The sequence below is a fragment of the Microbacterium sp. JZ70 genome (assembly GCF_053903225.1).
In genome coordinates, this window is sequence record NZ_CP096405.1 from 3,318,132 (window position 1) to 3,335,155 (window position 17,024).

16 protein-coding genes and 1 riboswitch are annotated in these 17,024 nt (G+C 72.5%); of the genes, 9 read left to right on the forward strand and 7 right to left on the reverse strand.

Going from position 1 to position 17,024, the window contains the following annotated elements:
* Nucleotides 1-15 precede the first annotated feature (15 nt).
* A complete protein-coding gene (locus tag M1D46_RS15305; RefSeq protein ID WP_324014127.1) occupies nt 16-1,206 on the reverse strand; it encodes a sensor histidine kinase in 1,191 nt (396 codons plus the stop codon).
* A gap of 190 nt (nt 1,207-1,396) precedes the next feature.
* Here M1D46_RS15305 and phoU point away from each other — a divergent pair, with 190 nt between their 5' ends.
* Complete coding sequence (phoU, locus tag M1D46_RS15310; RefSeq protein ID WP_271173589.1) at nt 1,397-2,086, forward strand: phosphate signaling complex protein PhoU; 690 nt, start codon at nt 1,397-1,399, stop codon at nt 2,084-2,086.
* A gap of 54 nt (nt 2,087-2,140) precedes the next feature.
* On the opposite strand, the gene M1D46_RS15315 is transcribed toward phoU, so the two are convergent.
* Nucleotides 2,141-2,884 (reverse strand): phosphoglyceromutase, encoded by a 744-nt coding sequence (locus M1D46_RS15315; RefSeq protein ID WP_271173590.1) that lies wholly within the window; start codon nt 2,882-2,884, stop codon nt 2,141-2,143.
* 71 nt (nt 2,885-2,955) lie between these two features.
* Between M1D46_RS15315 and M1D46_RS15320 the strand changes: the two genes are divergently transcribed.
* Nucleotides 2,956-3,774, forward strand: a complete 819-nt coding sequence (locus M1D46_RS15320; RefSeq protein ID WP_456285984.1) for a class I SAM-dependent methyltransferase — start codon at nt 2,956-2,958, stop codon at nt 3,772-3,774.
* A gap of 12 nt (nt 3,775-3,786) precedes the next feature.
* Here the strand turns inward: M1D46_RS15320 and M1D46_RS15325 are convergent, their stop codons facing one another.
* From M1D46_RS15325 to M1D46_RS15340, 4 genes are all read right to left on the reverse strand, one after another.
* Nucleotides 3,787-4,911 (reverse strand): FUSC family protein, encoded by a 1,125-nt coding sequence (locus M1D46_RS15325; RefSeq protein WP_324014125.1) that lies wholly within the window; start codon nt 4,909-4,911, stop codon nt 3,787-3,789.
* Nucleotides 4,912-4,928: 17 nt separating this feature from the next.
* Entirely contained in the window at nt 4,929-6,026 is a 1,098-nt protein-coding gene (gene ygfZ, locus M1D46_RS15330; protein ID WP_456285985.1) for a CAF17-like 4Fe-4S cluster assembly/insertion protein YgfZ, read from the reverse strand.
* A 256-nt stretch (nt 6,027-6,282) separates the two neighbouring features.
* Nucleotides 6,283-6,888: a nitrobindin family protein gene (locus M1D46_RS15335; protein WP_324014123.1), complete on the reverse strand. Its 606-nt coding sequence runs from the start codon at nt 6,886-6,888 to the stop codon at nt 6,283-6,285.
* A gap of 176 nt (nt 6,889-7,064) precedes the next feature.
* Complete coding sequence (locus M1D46_RS15340; RefSeq protein WP_271173595.1) at nt 7,065-7,355, reverse strand: hypothetical protein; 291 nt, start codon at nt 7,353-7,355, stop codon at nt 7,065-7,067.
* Nucleotides 7,356-7,496: 141 nt separating this feature from the next.
* Between M1D46_RS15340 and M1D46_RS15345 the strand changes: the two genes are divergently transcribed.
* Genes M1D46_RS15345 through M1D46_RS15365 form a run of 5 tightly spaced genes read left to right on the forward strand, consistent with a single transcriptional unit; the run spans nt 7,497 to nt 13,036 of the window.
* Nucleotides 7,497-8,195: a response regulator transcription factor gene (locus M1D46_RS15345; RefSeq protein ID WP_421075442.1), complete on the forward strand. Its 699-nt coding sequence runs from the start codon at nt 7,497-7,499 to the stop codon at nt 8,193-8,195.
* A gap of 49 nt (nt 8,196-8,244) precedes the next feature.
* Nucleotides 8,245-10,428, forward strand: a complete 2,184-nt coding sequence (locus tag M1D46_RS15350; RefSeq protein ID WP_455969452.1) for an RNA degradosome polyphosphate kinase — start codon at nt 8,245-8,247, stop codon at nt 10,426-10,428.
* A complete protein-coding gene (locus M1D46_RS15355) occupies nt 10,425-11,369 on the forward strand; it encodes an NUDIX hydrolase (RefSeq protein ID WP_324014120.1) in 945 nt (314 codons plus the stop codon). The genes M1D46_RS15350 and M1D46_RS15355 overlap by 4 nt, the downstream gene beginning before the upstream one ends.
* A gap of 49 nt (nt 11,370-11,418) precedes the next feature.
* Nucleotides 11,419-12,396 carry a tryptophan--tRNA ligase gene (gene trpS, locus M1D46_RS15360; protein WP_456287180.1) on the forward strand — a complete coding sequence of 326 codons (978 nt, stop codon included), beginning with the start codon at nt 11,419-11,421 and terminating at the stop codon, nt 12,394-12,396.
* Nucleotides 12,397-12,403: 7 nt separating this feature from the next.
* Entirely contained in the window at nt 12,404-13,036 is a 633-nt protein-coding gene (locus tag M1D46_RS15365; protein ID WP_421075441.1) for a GNAT family N-acetyltransferase, read from the forward strand.
* Between the two features lie 1,235 nt (nt 13,037-14,271).
* On the opposite strand, the gene M1D46_RS15370 is transcribed toward M1D46_RS15365, so the two are convergent.
* Nucleotides 14,272-14,787 carry an N-acetyltransferase family protein gene (locus M1D46_RS15370; protein ID WP_456285986.1) on the reverse strand — a complete coding sequence of 172 codons (516 nt, stop codon included), beginning with the start codon at nt 14,785-14,787 and terminating at the stop codon, nt 14,272-14,274.
* A gap of 73 nt (nt 14,788-14,860) precedes the next feature.
* Here M1D46_RS15370 and M1D46_RS15375 point away from each other — a divergent pair, with 73 nt between their 5' ends.
* Nucleotides 14,861-15,724: an Fpg/Nei family DNA glycosylase gene (locus tag M1D46_RS15375; protein WP_456285987.1), complete on the forward strand. Its 864-nt coding sequence runs from the start codon at nt 14,861-14,863 to the stop codon at nt 15,722-15,724.
* A 62-nt stretch (nt 15,725-15,786) separates the two neighbouring features.
* A riboswitch (FMN riboswitch) is annotated at nt 15,787-15,933 on the forward strand.
* Between the two features lie 55 nt (nt 15,934-15,988).
* Nucleotides 15,989-17,023 (forward strand): bifunctional diaminohydroxyphosphoribosylaminopyrimidine deaminase/5-amino-6-(5-phosphoribosylamino)uracil reductase RibD, encoded by a 1,035-nt coding sequence (ribD, locus tag M1D46_RS15380; RefSeq protein WP_456285988.1) that lies wholly within the window; start codon nt 15,989-15,991, stop codon nt 17,021-17,023.
* The last annotated feature ends 1 nt before the right edge of the window (nt 17,024 follow it).

The window sequence follows — 17,024 nt, forward strand, 5'->3', positions numbered from 1 at the left end:
TTCCGTGGCGCCTCGTCACGCGGCGTCGACCGCGCGGGCGCCCTTCCTCTTGCGTTTCGCGGACTCGGCGCCGACGAGCGGGGCCTCCGTGCGCGGGAGCCTGATGGTGAACGTCGACCCGCGATCGGGCTGCGACCAGAGCCGCACCTCGCCGCCGTGCCGATTCACCGCGTGCTTCACGATCGAGAGGCCGAGGCCGGTGCCTCCCGTGCGGCGCGAGCGCGCCTGGTCGGCGCGGTAGAAGCGCTCGAACACGCGCTGCTGGTCGGCCTCCGCGATGCCGATGCCCTGGTCGGTCACGGCGATCTCGACGGCCTCCGCGGTTCCGCGCACGCCGATGCCCACGCGCGAGCCGCGCGGGGAGTACGCGATGGCGTTCGCGACGAGGTTGCCGAGCGCCTCGACGAGGATGGTCGCCGAGCCGCGCACGAAGAGCCCGCGGTCGCCGCCGCGCACGAGCGCGACATCCGCCGACTCGGCCTGCACCTGGTACTGCTCGAGGGCAGCGGCGACGACCTCGTCGATCGCGACGTCGCCGACCTCGGTGAGCTCGTCCGCGGCCTGCAGCTTGGACAGGTTCATGATGCGCCCCGTGAGCTGGCCGAGGCGCTGCGCCTCCGCCGACATCCGCGCGGCGAAGCGGCGCACCTGCTCAGGATCATCGGAGGCCGACTCCATCGCCTCGGCGAGGAGGCCGATCGCCCCGACCGGCGTCTTCAGCTCGTGGCTCGTGTTCGCGATGAAGTCCTGCCGCATCTGCTGCAGGCGCTCCTGCTCCGAGATGTCGCGCACGATGAGCAGCGTGAGCCGGTCGGCGATCGCCGTCGCGCGCGCGACGACGAGGCGGGTGTCGTCGGAGATCCGGCCACGGCGGATGCGCAGCGTCTGCGACTCGGTCGAGGAGCCGAGCCCGCGTGCGGCCTTCACGAGCTCGCGGAGCTCGGGCTGCTCGAGCCCCTGCCCCGGAGTCAGGCCGAGCCACGTCGCCGATGCCGAGACCGAGACGACGGCGCCCGAGGAGTCGATCACGGCCGTCGCGTCGTCGATCGCGTCGAGCGCGGCCGTGAGCGCCGGCGGAAGCGCGAGGCTCTGCTCGCGCAGCGCCCGCTCCCTGGCGCGGAACGCGAGCACCACGATCAGGGTCACGCCGACGCCGAGGATGATCCCTGCGGCGAGCGCGAGCAGCGCGAGCTGCGTGGAGTCCATGTCTCCAGAGTAGAGTGCAGCCGAGAGCCCCTCTGGACGAATGGGCTCGTCGGGGCGCCGCCCCGACGCACTGTTCACCGACCGGGCACCGGCCGTTCACCTTCGCGCATGACAATCGCGAGGCGCACAGGCCAGTGTGAGAAGCCGCCGCTGCGCGGCCGAGACCCGAAACCGACGAAAGGTTCGCCAGATGCGCGAAGTCTTCCACCAGGCCCTCGAGGACATCCAGAACCGGCTGGTCGAGATCGCCGAGCTGGTCACGGTGGCCATCGACAAGGCCACCATCGCCTTCGAGAACGGCGACGTCGCCCTCGCCGAGGAGGTCATCGCCGATGACGTCCGCATCGACGAGCTGGCCCTCTCGGTCGACGAGCTCGCGATCGACACGCTCGCGATGCAGCAGCCCGTCGCCCGCGACCTCCGCATCATCGTGAGCGCGCTGCGCACGAGCGCGTCGCTCGAGCGCATGGGCGACCTCGCCGAGCACATCGCGCAGCTCGCCCGCTCCCGCTTCCCCGAGCGCGCCATCCCCAAGGGCCTCAAGAGCACGTTCGTGAAGATGGGCAAGCTCGACGTCGAGGTCGCGCGCACGCTCGTCGAGCTCCTGCGCACGCAGGACCTCGCCTACGCCGCGCAGATCCGCGACGCCGACGACGTCATCGACGAGCTCCACGCGACCGTCTACGAGAAGGTGCTCAGCGAGGCGTTCGCGGGCGACGCGAGCCACGTCATCGACGCCGCTCTCGCGAGCCGCTACCACGAGCGCTTCGGCGACCACGCGGTCTCGATCGCGAAGAAGATCGTCTACCTCGCCACGGGCGACTGGACCGGCTCCGCCGACCCCGAGATCGAGGTCGTGGACCGCACGCCGGGCGTCTGACCCGAGAACGACGAAGCGCCCCGCCGGTCGGCGGGGCGCTTCGTCGTTCTCGCGCTACTTCTTGCCCTGGGCGGCGACCGCTGCGGCGCCGGCCGCTGCGGCCTCCGGGTCGAGGTAGCGGCTCGGGCCGGTCGGCTTCATGTCGTCGTCGAGCTCGTACACGAGCGGGATGCCCGTCGGGATGTTCAGGCCAGCGATGTCGTCGTCGCTGATGCCGTCGAGGTGCTTCACGAGCGCGCGCAGCGAGTTGCCGTGCGCCGTGACGAGCACGGTCTTGCCGGCTGCGAGGTCGGGCACGATCTCCGACTCCCAGTACGGCAGCAGGCGGTCGATGACGATCTTGAGCGACTCGGTGCCGGGGATCTCGCCGTCGATCCCGGCGTAGCGCGGGTCGTGCGTCTGGGCGTACTCGTCCTCGGGGTCGATGACGGGCGGCGGCACGTCGAACGAGCGACGCCACTCCATGAACTTCTCCTCGCCGAACTCGGCGAGCGTCTGCGCCTTGTCCTTGCCCTGCAGAGCGCCGTAGTGGCGCTCGTTCAGGCGCCACGAGCGCTTGACCGGGATCCAGAGGCGGTCGGCCGCGTCGAGCGCGATGTTCGCCGTCTGGATTGCACGGCTCAGCACGGAGGTGTGGAGGATGTCGGGCAGCACGCCCTGCTCCTTCAGCAGCTCGCCGCCGCGCTGGGCCTCGGCCTTCCCCTGCTCCGTGAGCCGCACGTCGACCCATCCGGTGAAGAGGTTCTTCTCGTTCCAGTCGCTCTGCCCGTGGCGGAGCAGGATCAGGGTGTGCGTCATACCTGACATGCTACCGAGGCGGCGCGAGGCCCGATGCCGCGGCCCCCGTGCGTTCGCGCGAGAATGGAGGCATGCCGACGACCGAGGGCCGACCGACCCGCGGCACGACCGGCACGAACCGGCTGCGGCGCGTCGACCGCTGGATCGCGCAGCACCCCGCGCTCCTCGGCGCGGGCGACCCGCTCGTCGTGGACCTCGGCTTCGGCGCGAGCGGCGTGACGGCGCTCGAGCTCGCCGCGCGCCTGCGTCGCGCACGCGCGGATGTCGAGGTGCGCGGTCTCGAGATCGACCTCGAGCGGGTCGAGCGCGCGCGGGCGCAGCTGGCCGACGTCCGCGCGGGGCGCACCGTGTTCGCGCCCGACATCGCGGTCTCGTTCGCACGCGGTGGATTCGAGATCCCGACGGAGGGCGGGCGGCGGCCTGCCGTCGTGCGCGCGTTCAACGTGCTGCGGCAGTACGACGAGCACGAGGTCGCTGCGGCGTGGCGCCGGATGGCCGAGCGCCTCGCGACCGGCGGCGTCCTCATCGAGGGCACCTGCGACGAGCTCGGCCGCGTCTGCGCGTGGGTCGACGTCGCGCCGACCGGAGAGGCCGTCCGCTTCACGGTCTCGCTGCGGCTCGCCGATCTCGAGCGCCCCGGCATCGTCGCCGAGCGGCTGCCGAAGGCGCTCATCCACCGCAATGTGCCCGGAGAGCGCGTGCACGCGTTCCTGCAGGCGCTCGACGGCGAATGGGAGCGCGCCGCGCACCTCTCCCCCTTCGGCCCTGTGCAGCGCTGGATCGCGACGGTCGAGGCGATGCGCCGCGGCGGGTGGGATGTCGTCGGCACCCGGCGGCGGTGGCGGCTCGGCGAGCTCACGGTGCCCTGGGCGGCCGTCGCGCCCGCGTGAGGCGCGACGCGATCAGATGCGCGGGATGGCCGCTGCCGCTTCGGCGTGGGTGAGACCGCTCGCGACGAGCAGGTCGACCGCGAACGGGCGCAGCGCCGCGAGCAGCGCGAGCTCGCCCTGAGACGCGTCGGGCATCATCGCCGCGGGATCGAGCCGCCGCGCGATCGCGAGGAGCGCCTCTCGCGCCGCGGGCTCGGCGGAGATGTCCTCGAGCGCGTGCGCGACGACGCCCGCCGCGCGCTGGAGCTCGGCGAGCGGCTCGGCGATCGCCGGACGCGGCTCGCCGTCGCGCACGACGTAGGCCGCGCGCCGCGCGACGACGCGCAGATTCCGGGCGGCGAGGTCGACGCTCTGCAGGACGCGCGCGTGGCGGGCGAGCTCGATCCGGCGCGAGCGCAGGAACGGCGAGAGCGCCGAGACCGCCTGCGCCGACTCGAGCGACGTGCGCCAGGCGTCGACATCGCCCTGCAGCCCGCGCGCCTTCTCGAGCCCGCGATCCGCCCGCACGGCGTCGCCGCGTCGGAGCCCCTGGACGACGCGCCCCATCGCCGCGTCGAGCGCCGCGAACAGCACGCGGGCATCGCGCAGCTCGGTGCTCATCGGGTTGCGCGGCAGCAGCGCGGTCATGACGATCGCGAGCGCCCCGCCGATCGCCCCATCCGCGAGCCGGAGGAACGGCAGCGGCCCGGCCGGCAGCACCATCGCGATCGCGGACTGGATGGCCGCCGCGACGGCGAACTGCGGAGAGGGCATGAGGAAGCGCGCGACGAGGAGCGTGACGGCGAGCGTGAGCGCGAGCTGCCACGGCCCCGAGCCGAAGACGAGGCGGAGCAGCTCGGAGATGAGGATGCCCGTGAGCATGCCCAGCACCGTCTCGACGACCTTGCGCGGTCGCGCGTCGCGCGCGAGGCCGAGGGAGGAGATCGACACCGTCGCCGCGAGCAGGGGCGCCTCGTGGCCGAGGAGATAGTGCGCGAGGAGGAAGGCGCCCGTGGCCGCGATGACGATCTGGGCGATCGCCGCCCCCGAGTCGCGCACGCGCTCGAGCCCCGGCCGCAGGGAGAGGCGGCGGCGCCACGTGACGGGGATCGCCGCGGTCAGTGGCGAGGTCTCGGGGGCGTCACGCGGCTCGGGCACGTTCCGACGCTACGCCGTCACTGCGCGAGCGGGCGGCGCGACAGGCGCGTGATGCGCGGCACCTCCGCGGTCGCGCCCGCGTCGCCCGGCACGATGACCTCCTGCGCCGCGGCGACGCGCACGCCGTCGGCCTCGACCGCGAGCGTCTCCCCCTCCGGGATGCGGCGGGCGACGATCGCGAGCGCGATCGGGCCCAGCTCGTGATGCCACGCCGACGACGTGACGTGCCCGGCCTCGGCCTCGCCCGCGAGCACGCGCGCACCCCGCTCGGGGAGCACGCTGTCGCTGCCGTCGAGATGCAGCATCACCAGTCGACGCGGCGGATGGCCGAGGTTGTGCACCTTCGCCACGGTCTCCTGGCCGCGATAGCAGCCCTTCGCGAGGTGCACCGCCGACCGCAGCCAGTCGCTCTCGTGCGGCAGCGCCCGCTCGTCGACCTCGGCGGCCCATCGCGGGCGCCAGGCCGCGATCCGCAGCGCCTCCGCGGCGAGCAGGCCGGCGACCGGGAGCGCTGCAGCGTCCGCCCACACGCTCTCCTCGAGGATGGCCTCGGCCCACGCGTGCGCGGCGCCCGGATGCTCCTCGGTGCGCGCGTACTGCCATCCGCCCGCGCTCACCCCCGTCCAGGGGTCCTGCCAGACCAGCGCGACGCCGTTCGGCCGGGCGGCCGCGTCGGCGAGCGCGTGCTCCGCGCCCCCGCCGCGCACGAAGCCGGCCACGCGGAGGTCGGGGCGCAGGGCCACCTCGACCTGCGCGCGGAAGCGCATCATGCCGAGCCACTTCGCGAGTCCGGCGGCATCCGCCGCGTCGGCGATGAGCCATGCGGTCGCGCCGTCGTCGATCACCGCCGCCGCGTGCTCGACGTGGCCCTGCGGGTCGAGAACGAGCAGCTCGGTGCTCACGCCGGGCGCGAGGCGCGCGACGGCCTGCGACGTGATGGAGTCGAGCCACGTCAGCCGCTCGGGCCCCGAGACCGCCACGACGGCACGGTCGCCGCGCGGGACGATCGCCTCCCCCTGGGCGAGGGCGCGCTGCTCCCGCGTGGGGTCGCCGAAATGGGCGACGCCGTCATCCGAGAGCACGGCCCCGGGGATCTGGGCGAAGGGATCGGTCATGCTCCCATTCTCGGGCACGGCGCGAACAGAGGCGCCGCGCCGTTTCGACTCGCTCCGCTCGCTCAACGACCGAGAGCGGCTCGCTGCGCTCTGCGTTTCGACTCGCTCCGCTCGCTCAACGACCGGGAGCGGCTCGCTGCGCTCTGCGTTTCGACTCGCTCCGCTCGCTCAACGACCGGGAGCGGCTCGCTGCGCTCGCGTTTCGACTCGCTCCGCTCGCTCAACGACCGAGAGCGGCTCGCTGCGCTCGCAGGGGTTACTGTGTGCGGGCGAGGCGCGCGGAGGCGTGCGACCCGAGCTCGCGGCCCAGCGCCGCGATGTCCCACGCCCACAGGAGGTGTCCGTCGACGAGGCCGTACATCCGCGTCGCGGCGGCATAGTGCTTCGCGCCGGCGGTGCGGACGACCGCGTCCGTCGCGATGTCGATGCGAGGCCCCTTGACCTGACCGAGGTAGAGCTCGCTCACGCCGTCCGCGTGCACGAGGTTGACCTCGATCTCGAAGCCGCCGCCCGCTGTGCGCAGGCGCTCGACGTCGTCGGCCGTCCGAGTCGGCTCCGTCTCGAGCGCAGGGAGAAGGCCGGGCCCCGGCGTCGCAGCGGTCGCGGGACGCGAGAGGCGCCAGAAGCCGGTCTCGGCGACGAGCTGCTGCGCGGGGCGCTCGCCCTCGGGCGCGAGCCATGCGGTGGCCGAGTAGTTGAGGTACGGACCGCCGTCATGGCTGAAGCTGACGCGGTGCGTGAACTCGCCCTCGTAGTGGGCATCCCCGACGCGGTAGTCGATGACGCCCGTCCCCTCCCACACTCCGATGAGCCAGGAGAGCGGGACGAGGTCGGCAGGCAGGTCGGTCGGAATCTCGATCACGAGGCTCCGCCCCGGCTCAGCGCTGGCCGCGGAAGAGGTTGACGATCACTGCGCCGGAGCAGAAGGCGATCGCGAGACTCGCGAGGCCCAGCAGGCCGACGAAGAACAGTTCGAGGGCGACGAGATCCATGGCACCACTCTAGTCCTCCCGGCGCGCCCCGGCGACCGCGCAGGGCTCAGCCGGGGACGATCGCGGCGAGCGCGAAGATCGCGGACACGACGCCCATGATCCCGACCCCGCCGACCGCCGCGGCGGCGACCCGCGAGATGAACCCCTCGGCGCGACCGAGGCGCAGCTCCGCGGCGAACGCGACGAGGAGGGCGGCGCCTGCGCCGACGGCGAACCATCCGAACCGATCGGCGGGCGCCACGAAGATGCCGATCGCGATCGCGACCACGCCGGCGAACGCCCAGGTCACGGCCAGGCCGACCGGGAATCTGCGCGGGACGAGCACGGGTTCGGTCACGCCCTCCATCATCGCCGATCGCGGCCCCTGACGACAGGATCCACGGTGGCGTGCCGCGCGCGCAGGCGTCTCGCCGCACTTTCGGCTGCCCCTATCATCGGAAGCACGGCGTGGCACCCGCCGCCGGCGAAAGGACCTCGCTTGGCTCAGCTCCTCGTGCTCAGCTCCGCCCCCGGCGGAGCCTCTGCGCTGCCCGCACTCGAGCTCCTCAGCCACCGCGTGCGACAGATCCCCGCGGAGGCCGCTCAGCTCGTGAACGCACCGAGCGCTGACGCGATCTTCCTCGACGCGCGCACCGACCTCGTCGGCGCGAAGGCGCTCTGCAAGATCCTGAACACGGCGGGCATCGACGCGCCCCTCGTCCTCATCGTCACGGAGGGCGGCCTGACGGCCGTCTCCCCCGACTGGGGTGTCGACGACGTCATCCTCGCGACGGCCGGCCCCGCCGAAGCCGATGCGCGCATCCGCCTCGTGGTGGGGCGGCGCACCGCGGAGGAGACCTCGAGCCGCGTCCAGACCTCGGGCATCACGATCGACGAGGCCTCGTACTCGGCCAAGGTGCACGGGAAGCCGCTCGACCTCACGTACAAGGAGTTCCAGCTCCTGCACTTCTTCGCGACCCACCCCTCGCGGGTGTTCACGCGCGAGCAGCTGCTGAGCGAGGTGTGGGGCTACGACTACTTCGGCGGCACCCGCACGGTCGACGTGCACGTTCGGCGCCTGCGCGCGAAGCTCGGCGACCTCGAGCAGCTCATCGGCACCGTGCGGAACGTCGGCTATCGGTTCAACGTCTCGGAGGACGACGAGGACGCGCCGGCGCAGGGAGCGCGGAAGGCCTGACGCGCCGCCCGTTCACACGCGCGACACCCGCGGGTGCCAGGATAGGCACATGACGGATGCGCCCCTGGTCGACCCCGGCTTCGACACCGAGGACGACGACTTCGACGAGATCGTGGAAGCCCCCGATGCGAGCCTCCCCGAGCATCGCTTCATGGACCGGGAGCTCAGCTGGCTCGCGTTCAACAACCGCGTGCTCGAGCTCGCGGAGGACCCGGCGCTCCCGCTCCTCGAGCGTGCGAACTTCCTCGCGATCTTCGCGAGCAACCTCGACGAGTTCTTCATGGTCCGCGTCGCGGGCCTCAAGCGGCGCATCGTGACGGGCCTGGCCGTCCCGACGAACGTCGGAACGGCGCCCGCGAAGGTGCTCTCCAACATCTCCGAGCTCGCGCACGAGCTGCAGGCGCGCCACGCGGCCGTCTGGAACGACGACCTCAAGCCCGCGCTCTCCGAGGCCGGGATCGACTTCGTCCGCTGGGACGAGCTCACCGACAGCGAGCGCGCCGACCTCTACGAGTACTTCCAGGCGCAGGTCTTCCCCGTGCTCATGCCGCTCGCGGTCGACCCGGCTCACCCGTTCCCGTACATCTCGGGCCTGTCGCTCAACCTCGCCATCCGCATCCGCAACGCGCGCACGGGGCGCGAGGAGTTCGCGCGCCTGAAGGTGCCGCAGATGCTCCCCCGCCTCGTGCAGGTTCCCGCGAAGGACGACGCGCCCGGCAGCATCCGCTACCTCGCGCTCGAGGACCTCATCGCCGAGAACCTCGCCGACCTCTTCCCCGGGATGGAGATCCTCGACCACCACGCGTTCCGCCTCACGCGCAACGAGGACGTGACGATCGAGGAGGACGAGTCGGAGAACCTCATCCAGGCGCTCGAGGCGGAGCTGCTGCGCCGCCGATTCGGCCCGCCCATCCGCCTCGAGATCACCGAGGACATGGACGACGTCACCCTCGACCTGCTCATCCGCGAGCTCGACATCTCTGAGCAGGAGGTCTATCGCCTCCCGTCTCCGCTCGACCTCCGGTCGCTCTTCAGCCTCGGGAAGATCGACCGGCCCGAGCTGAAGTTCAAGCCGCACCTGCCCGTGACGCCGCTCGCCTTCCAGCCCGCCGACGCGGACTCGAAGCACGCGCGCGCCGACATCTTCGGAGCCATCCGCAAGGGCGACGTGCTCGTGCACCACCCGTACGAGTCCTTCGCGACGAGCGTGCAGGCGTTCCTCGAGCAGGCCGCGCGCGACCCGCACGTGCTCGCGATCAAGCAGACGCTCTACCGCACCTCGGGCGACAGCCCCATCGTGCAGGCGCTCATCGACGCGGCCGAGGCCGGCAAGCAGGTGCTCGCGCTCGTCGAGGTCAAGGCGCGCTTCGACGAGGCCAACAACATCGAGTGGGCGCGCAAGCTCGAGAAGGCGGGCGTGCACGTCGTCTACGGCCTCGTCGGGCTCAAGACCCACTGCAAGCTCGCTCTCGTCATCCGCGAGGAGAAGGGCCTGCTGCGCCACTACACGCACGTCGGCACGGGCAACTACAACCCCAAGACGAGCCGCATCTACGAGGACCTCGGCCTCTTCACGTGCGACCCCGATGTGGGGCGCGACGTCACCCGCCTGTTCAACGAGCTGAGCGGGTACGCGATCGAGAAGAAGTTCAAGCGCCTCCTCGTCGCGCCGCTCCATCTCCGCAAGGGCCTCCTGCGCCTCATCGAGCGCGAGCGCCGCAACGCGCTGGCCGGCAAGCCCGCGCACGTGCGCATCAAGGTCAACTCGATGGTCGACGAGCAGATCATCGACGCGCTCTACCGCGCGTCGCTCGCGGGCGTGCAGGTCGACGTCTGGGTCCGCGGCATCTGCAGCCTCCGCGTGGATCTGCCCGGCGTGAGCGACAACATCCGCGTCCGCAGCGTGCTCGGCCGCTACCTCGAGCACGCGCGCATCTTCGCGTTCGCGAACGACGGCGACCCCGAGGTCTACATCGGCAGCGCCGACATGATGCACCGCAACCTCGACCGCCGCGTCGAGGCGCTCGTCCGGGTCGCGAAGCCGCAGCACATCAAGGAGCTGCAGGCGTTCTTCGACCTCGGGATGGATGACGCGAGCGCGACCTGGCACCTCGGCGCCGAGGGCGTGTGGACGCGCCACCACCTCGATGAGAACGGCAAGCCCCTCGCCGACGTGCAGGATAAGACCATGGCAGCGATCCAGCGACGACGGCGTCCGCGCGCGACTCGATGACGTCAGCGCATCGACCCGTGTACGCCGCCGGGTGCGTGGTGTGGCGCGAGCTCGACGGCGAGCTCCTCGTCCTGCTCGTGCACCGCGGCAAGTACCGCGACATCTCCCTCCCGAAGGGCAAGCTCGATCCGGGAGAGATGCTCGCGGAGACCGCCGTGCGCGAGATCCACGAGGAGACAGGCCTGCGGGTGTCGCTCGGCCCGTCGGTGGGCCAGTCGGTCTACATCCAGCCGTCCGGACGCGAGAAGATCGTGCACTACTGGGCCGCCGAGGCGACGCAGGAGGCCATCCGCGCCAGCACGTTCGTGCCGAACAAGGAGATCGCCGGGCTCGAGTGGGTCACCGTCGGCGCGGCGCGCAAGCGCCTCAGCTACCCGGTCGACCAGGACATCCTCGATCGCTTCGAGCGGCTGCGCCGCGCCGCGAGCCTCCGCACGTTCCCGGTCGTCGTGCTGCGGCACGGGAAGGCCGTCGCGCGCGACGAATGGGGCGGCGAGGACGCCGCCCGTCCGCTGCAGACCCGCGGCAAGGAGCAGGCGAAGGCGATCGTCGGGGCGCTGCGCGCGTTCGGCGTCCGCAAGATCGTCTCGAGCGACGCCGAGCGGTGCGTGAAGACGGTGACGCCGCTGTCGAAGGCGATCGGCCGCCGGATCGTCGAGACACCGCTCATCAGCGAGGACGCATGGGATGCCGGCACGGCGGATGCCCGCGAGGTCGTCGGCCGTCGGGTGCGGTCGGGCAAGCCCGCCGTCATCTGCAGCCATCGGCCCGTGATCCCCGCGCTCATGCGGGAGCTGGCGCTCGCGACCGGGACCGTCCACGGGCCCCATCTCGAGAGCGCGGCGGGCCTCGACCCCGGCGCCTTCGCGGTCGTGCACCTCTCGGCGACGAACCCCGGAGCGGGCATCGTCGCGATCGAGACGCACGCTCCGGGGGTCTGACGGCGTCTAGAATCGTCCGGTGACTCAGAAAGCGCGCCTCTACTCGGGAATGCAGCCGTCGGCCGATTCGCTCCAGATCGGCAACTACATCGGGGCTCTCCTGCAGTGGCGCGACATGCAGGACACGTACGACGCGTTCTTCTCGGTCGTCGACCTGCACGCGCTCACCCAGCCGAACGATCCGGCCGAGCTGCGCGAGAAGACCCGCCGCACGGCCGCGCAGTACATCGCGGCCGGCATCGAGCCGTCGCGGTCGACGCTGTACGTGCAGTCGCACGTGCGCGCGCACGCCGAGCTCGCCTGGATCCTCTCCACGATCACCGGCTTCGGCGAGGCCGGCCGCATGACGCAGTTCAAGGACAAGTCGCAGCGCTACGGCGCCGACGCGACGAGCGTCGGCCTCTTCACGTATCCCGTGCTCATGGCCGCCGACATCCTGCTCTACCAGACGCACGTCGTCCCGGTCGGCGACGACCAGAAGCAGCACGTCGAGCTCACGCGCGACCTCGCCGAGCGCTTCAACGCGCGCTACGGCGAGACGTTCCGCGTGCCGGAGCCGGTGATCCAGGCCGAGACGGCGCGCATCTACGACCTGCAGAACCCCTCGGCGAAGATGTCGAAGTCGGCGGAGTCGCACGCGGGCGTGCTGTGGCTGCTTGACGACGTCGACGTCACGGCCAAGAAGATCATGCGCGCCGTGACCGACAACGACGGCGTCGTCGTCTACGACCGCGAGGGCAAGCCCGGCGTCTCGAACCTCCTCACGATCTACGCGGCCCTCACCGGCCGTCAGATCCCCTCGATCGAGGACGAGTACGCCGGCCGCGGGTACGGCGACTTCAAGAAGGGCCTGCGCGACGTCGTCGTGGCCGAGTTCGAGCCGGTCCGCGCGCGGGCGCTCGAGCTGCTCGACGACCCCGCCGAGCTCGACCGCGTGCTCGCCGTCAACGCCGAGAAGGCCGCGGCCGTCGCCGACGAGACCCTGAGCACCGTGTACGACCGCGTCGGACTGCTGCGCCGTGCGTGACGCGCTGATGCTGCGGACCGCCCGCCTGACTCTCACGCCGCCGACCGAGGACGATGTCGAGGCCATCCACCTCGCCTGCCAGGACACCGAGGTGCAGCGGTGGACGAACGTGCCGTCCCCCTACACGCGGGAGGACGCCGAGCAGTTCGTCGCGCTCTGCGCCGAGCGGCGCAGCGCCGGCGAGGAGATCACCTGGGCGATCCACGACGCCGAGGGTCTCGTCGGGATGATCGGCCTGCACCGGATCGGGGACGGCTCGGCCGAGCTCGGCTACTGGATCTCCGCTGACGCGCGCGGGCGCGGCTACGGCGCCGAGGCCGGCTGCGCGGTCGTCGACTTCGCCCTCGGTCCCATGCGCCTCGAGCGGATCGAGTGGCACGCGGTCGCCGGGAACGAGCCGTCCGCCCGCCTCGCGCGCTCGCTCGGGTTCCGGTTCGAGGGCACGCGGCGCCGCGGCATCCGCGCCTCCGCCGAGCGCGAGGACGCGTGGATCGCGGGCCTCGTGGCGAGCGACGACCGCTCCCCCGTCGAATGGCCGGTGCTCGAGCCGAGGACCGCGTCGCTGTCGATCCGCCGGCGCCGTCGGCGGCCCATCCGGGTCTCCGGTCCGCGCACCGCGGCCTCGTCCGCTCTGCGCTGAGGGCTGCCGGGACACAGCGCAGGAGTCCTCTCAGCCCGCGTCGCCGACGGCCGCATGATCCCGCGTGCTGATGGCCTCTGCACGGACGGATCTCCTGCGTTCTGTCCCGGCGGTCGCTCAGCGGCGAGCGCGCAGGAGCCCGCGGACCGCCAGGCGAGCACGTGCCGCTCCTCGAACACCGTCATCGCCGAGACCCGGACGCACGCGTAGCCGCGCGCGGCGAGCGCGAGGTCGCGGCGGCGGTCCTCCAGCTGGGCCGCCCAGCTCTCGTGGAACGCCTTGCCGTCGCATTCGACGACGATCCATCCGTCGACGAGCAGGTCGACGCGGCCGACCCCGTCGATGCGCACCTGGAGGTCGATCGACCGGCCGAGCACGCGGAGCGCCAGGCGCGCGAGCGACTCGGCGCCGGATTCCGCCCGGCCGTCGATGAGCGGACGCAGCGCGGCGCAGCGCGCAGGGAGGAGCGCGAACAGCGCGTCGATCTGATCAGCGCGGATCACCCCGAGGTGGAGAGCACTGTCGATCGTGGCCACGGCGTCGCGCGGATGCTGGCAGCGCACGGCACGCGCGACAGAGGCGACGGGGTCGGCGAGGAGGTCGTGGTCGGGCGCCGGATCGTCCCGCCAGTGCACGACGACGCCGTGCACTGCCGCGAGGCGCTGCTCGCGATCCTCGGGCGATGCGAGTCGGCCGCTGCGCGGATCCACCTGGATGTGCAGTCCTCCGCGCTCGCGCACGAAGACGCCCCGCTCCCGCATCGCCGAGACGCAGTCCAGTCGGCCTCCGACCCGCGCTGCCCGAAGGATGTCGTCCGACTCCCCGCGTTCGACGTACACGTCTCGCCGCACGCGCACGTACTCGCCCTCCGCGACCCTGCGCCGGATCGTCCCTCGGCTCATCCCCCGCGCGCGCAGCGCGGCGAAGGAGAACGACCTCGGCGACCTCCGCGCCTTCTTCCGCGCTTGGGCGGTGCTGCCTCCTGCCATGACGGCATCGTGCCCGTGGCGACAGCGGCGGGGAGACGCGAGAGTCGGACCTGTGGAGATCTTCGCCCCAACACGCCGTCTGTGCACGACGCGTCGGCGCGGGGAGCGGGACACAACGCAGGAACTTCGCGCGCGCAGCCGCCGACGAGGCGCGGATTCTCGGGGCCGCTGCTCGCCGCCCCGCAGAAACTCCTGCGTTCTGTCCCGGGCGACGAGCGCGTCCGGGCGACGGGCGTGCCGGTGCGCCTACACGACGCGGTACTTGAAGCCCACGTGCGAGGCGACGAATCCGAGGCGCTCGTAGAAGCGGTGCGCCGCGGCGCGCGCGGAGTCCGAGGTCAGCTGCACGAGTGCGCAGCCGAGCGCCGGCGCCGCGTCATCGACAACCCACCGCATCATCGCCGAGCCGACGCCCGATGAGCGCAGGTCGGAGCGCACGCGAACGGCCTCGACGAGCAGCCGGGTCGCGCCGCGACGGGCCATTCCCGGGATGCGGGTGAGCTGGAGCGTCCCGATGAGGGCGCCATCGGCGGACTCCGCGACGAGCAGCGTGTTCGCGGGGTCGGCCTGGATGGCCGCGAGCGCGGCCGCGTAGGCGGGGCGGTCCTCCTCCGCGGCGACGTCGCCGCGCGCGGCGCTCACCTCGTCGTCCGCGAGCAGCGCCATGAGCGCGTCGAGATCCTCCTCGCGGGCCGCGCGCAGCGTCACCTCCCCCAGGCGGGACTCGAGGACGACGGGCAGCAGCGCGAGGTCGGCGATCACGGATCCAGTGTCGCATCGGCGTCGCCCTGTCCAGCCCGTGACGGATGTCCGTGCGCGGTGCGAGGATGGCGGCATGCCCGAGATGCCGGAGGTGGAGGGGCTCGTGCGCTATCTGCGCGAGCGCACGTCGGGGCGCGCCGTCGTCAAGGCCCAGGTGGCCGCGATCGCGGCGCTCAAGACCTACGATCCTCCGATCGACGCGATCGTCGGCGCCCGCGTGCGCGACGCGCAGCGCCACGGCAAGTTCGTCGACCTCGAGCTCGACGGCGGTCTCCACCTCATCTTCCACCTCGCGAAGGCCGGATGGCTGCGCTGGCACGAGACGCTGCCGGCGACCGTGATCAAGCCGGGCCGCTCGCCGATCGCCCTGCGGATCGCGTTCGACGACGGCTCGGGCTTCGACCTCACCGAGGCCGGCACGAAGAAGTCGCTCGCGGTGTACGTCGTTCGGGCCATCGGCGACGTGCCCGGCATCGCGCGCCTCGGCCCCGATCCGCTGGGCGACGGCTTCGACCGCGACGCTCTCGCCGGGCTGCTGCGCGGGCGCCGCACGCAGATCAAGGGGCTCCTGCGCGACCAGTCCGTGATCGCGGGCATCGGGAACGCCTACTCCGACGAGATCCTGCATGCCGCGCGGATGTCGCCCTACGCGCTCGCGGCGAACCTCGACGACGCCGAGGTCGACCGCCTCTACGACGCGCTCCGCGCGACCCTCGCCGATGCCGTCGCGACGGCCTCGGGCAAGCCGCCGGCCGATCTCAAGGACGCGAAGCGGCGCGGGATGGCCGTGCACGCGCGATCGGGAGAGGCCTGCCCCGTCTGCGGAGACACCATCCGCAGCGTCTTCTTCGCCGACACCGACTTCCAGTACTGCCCGACGTGCCAGACGGGCGGCAAGGTCCTCGCCGACCGCCGGCTGTCGCGCCTGCTGAAATAGGGCGACGCATACGACGCCGGGAATAACGGCGCACGGTCGCGGTTGATTATGCTGAGTGCACAGAACGTGCTCCGGGGTCGGTGAGAATCCGAACCGGCGGTGACAGTCCGCGAACCCCCGTCCTGATGGCGGGGGCCGATCCGGTGGGATTCCGGAACCGACGGTGATGCAGGCGCAGCCTGCGAGTCCGGATGAGAGGCAGCACGTGACGTCGCCCGTCGAGGGCGCCGTTCGCGAACCCCGGGGTGCCTGCAGGAGGTTCGGATGGCGTTCAGCAACGCGGAGCAGCGGGCGATGGCCCGCGCGCTCGAGCTCGCGCGCCGCGGGCCGCGCAGCCGGAACCCGCAGGTCGGCGCGGTCATCCTCTCCCCCGACGGCGATGTGATCGCCGAGGGCTGGCACCACGGGGCCGGGACCGCGCATGCCGAGGTCGACGCGCTCTCGCACCTCGCCCCGGGCGCGGCCCGCGGCGCGACGGCGGTCGTGACGCTCGAGCCGTGCAACCACACCGGCCGCACGGGCCCCTGCTCCGAGGCCCTCATCGCCGCAGGCGTCGCGCGCGTCGTGTACGCACTGGACGACCCGGGCGACGTCGAGAGCGGAGGCGGCGATCGCCTCCGCGCTGCGGGCGTGAGCGTCGAGAGCGGCCTCATGGCGCCCGAGGCCCATGCGCTTCTCGACTCGTGGCTGACGGCGCGACGGCTCGGCCGCCCCCACGTCACGATCAAGTGGGCTCAGAGCCTCGACGGCCGCGCGGCCGCGGCCGACGGCACGAGCCAGTGGATCACGGGAGCCGAGGCGCGGGCGGATGTCCATGTCCGACGGGCGCAGGCCGACGCGATCGTCGTCGGGTCGGGCACCCTGCTCGCCGACGACCCTGCTCTCACGGCCCGCGACGGCGACGCCCTGCACCCCGCGCAGCCCGTCCCCGTCGTGATCGGCACCGCCGACATCCCCGACGGAGCGGCCATCCGCCGCCATCCGCACGAGGCGATCCACTACCGCACGCGCGACCTGCGCGCCGTTCTCGACGACCTCCACGAGCGCGGGCTCCACCGCGTGTTCGTCGAGGGCGGGCCGACGCTCGCGAGCGCGTTCCTCGCTGCGGGACTCGCCGACCGCGTCCTCGTCTATCTCGCGCCGACCCTCCTCGGCGGTCCGCGGCTCGCGCTCGGCGAGATCGGCGTCCCCACCATCTCCCGGCAGCGGCGCCTCGCCGTCGAGCAGGTCGACCGCCTCGGCTCCGACCTCCTCGTCGTGGCCCGCCCGGCCCCCGAAGCCCCCGAAGGAGGCAGCTGAC

Bases quoted from the DNA above. Each gene is read 5' to 3' on its own strand.
- M1D46_RS15305 (WP_324014127.1), bottom strand. From the start codon at position 1,206: ATGGACTCCACGCAGCTCGCGCTGCTCGCGCTCGCCGCAGGGATCATC.
- phoU (WP_271173589.1), top strand. From the start codon at position 1,397: ATGCGCGAAGTCTTCCACCAGGCCCTCGAGGACATCCAGAACCGGCTG.
- M1D46_RS15315 (WP_271173590.1), bottom strand. From the start codon at position 2,884: ATGACGCACACCCTGATCCTGCTCCGCCACGGGCAGAGCGACTGGAAC.
- M1D46_RS15320 (WP_456285984.1), top strand. From the start codon at position 2,956: ATGCCGACGACCGAGGGCCGACCGACCCGCGGCACGACCGGCACGAAC.
- ygfZ (WP_456285985.1), bottom strand. From the start codon at position 6,026: ATGACCGATCCCTTCGCCCAGATCCCCGGGGCCGTGCTCTCGGATGAC.
- M1D46_RS15350 (WP_455969452.1), top strand. From the start codon at position 8,245: ATGACGGATGCGCCCCTGGTCGACCCCGGCTTCGACACCGAGGACGAC.
- M1D46_RS15355 (WP_324014120.1), top strand. From the start codon at position 10,425: ATGACGTCAGCGCATCGACCCGTGTACGCCGCCGGGTGCGTGGTGTGG.
- trpS (WP_456287180.1), top strand. From the start codon at position 11,419: ATGCAGCCGTCGGCCGATTCGCTCCAGATCGGCAACTACATCGGGGCT.
- M1D46_RS15365 (WP_421075441.1), top strand. From the start codon at position 12,404: ATGCTGCGGACCGCCCGCCTGACTCTCACGCCGCCGACCGAGGACGAT.
- M1D46_RS15375 (WP_456285987.1), top strand. From the start codon at position 14,861: ATGCCCGAGATGCCGGAGGTGGAGGGGCTCGTGCGCTATCTGCGCGAG.
- ribD (WP_456285988.1), top strand. From the start codon at position 15,989: ATGGCGTTCAGCAACGCGGAGCAGCGGGCGATGGCCCGCGCGCTCGAG.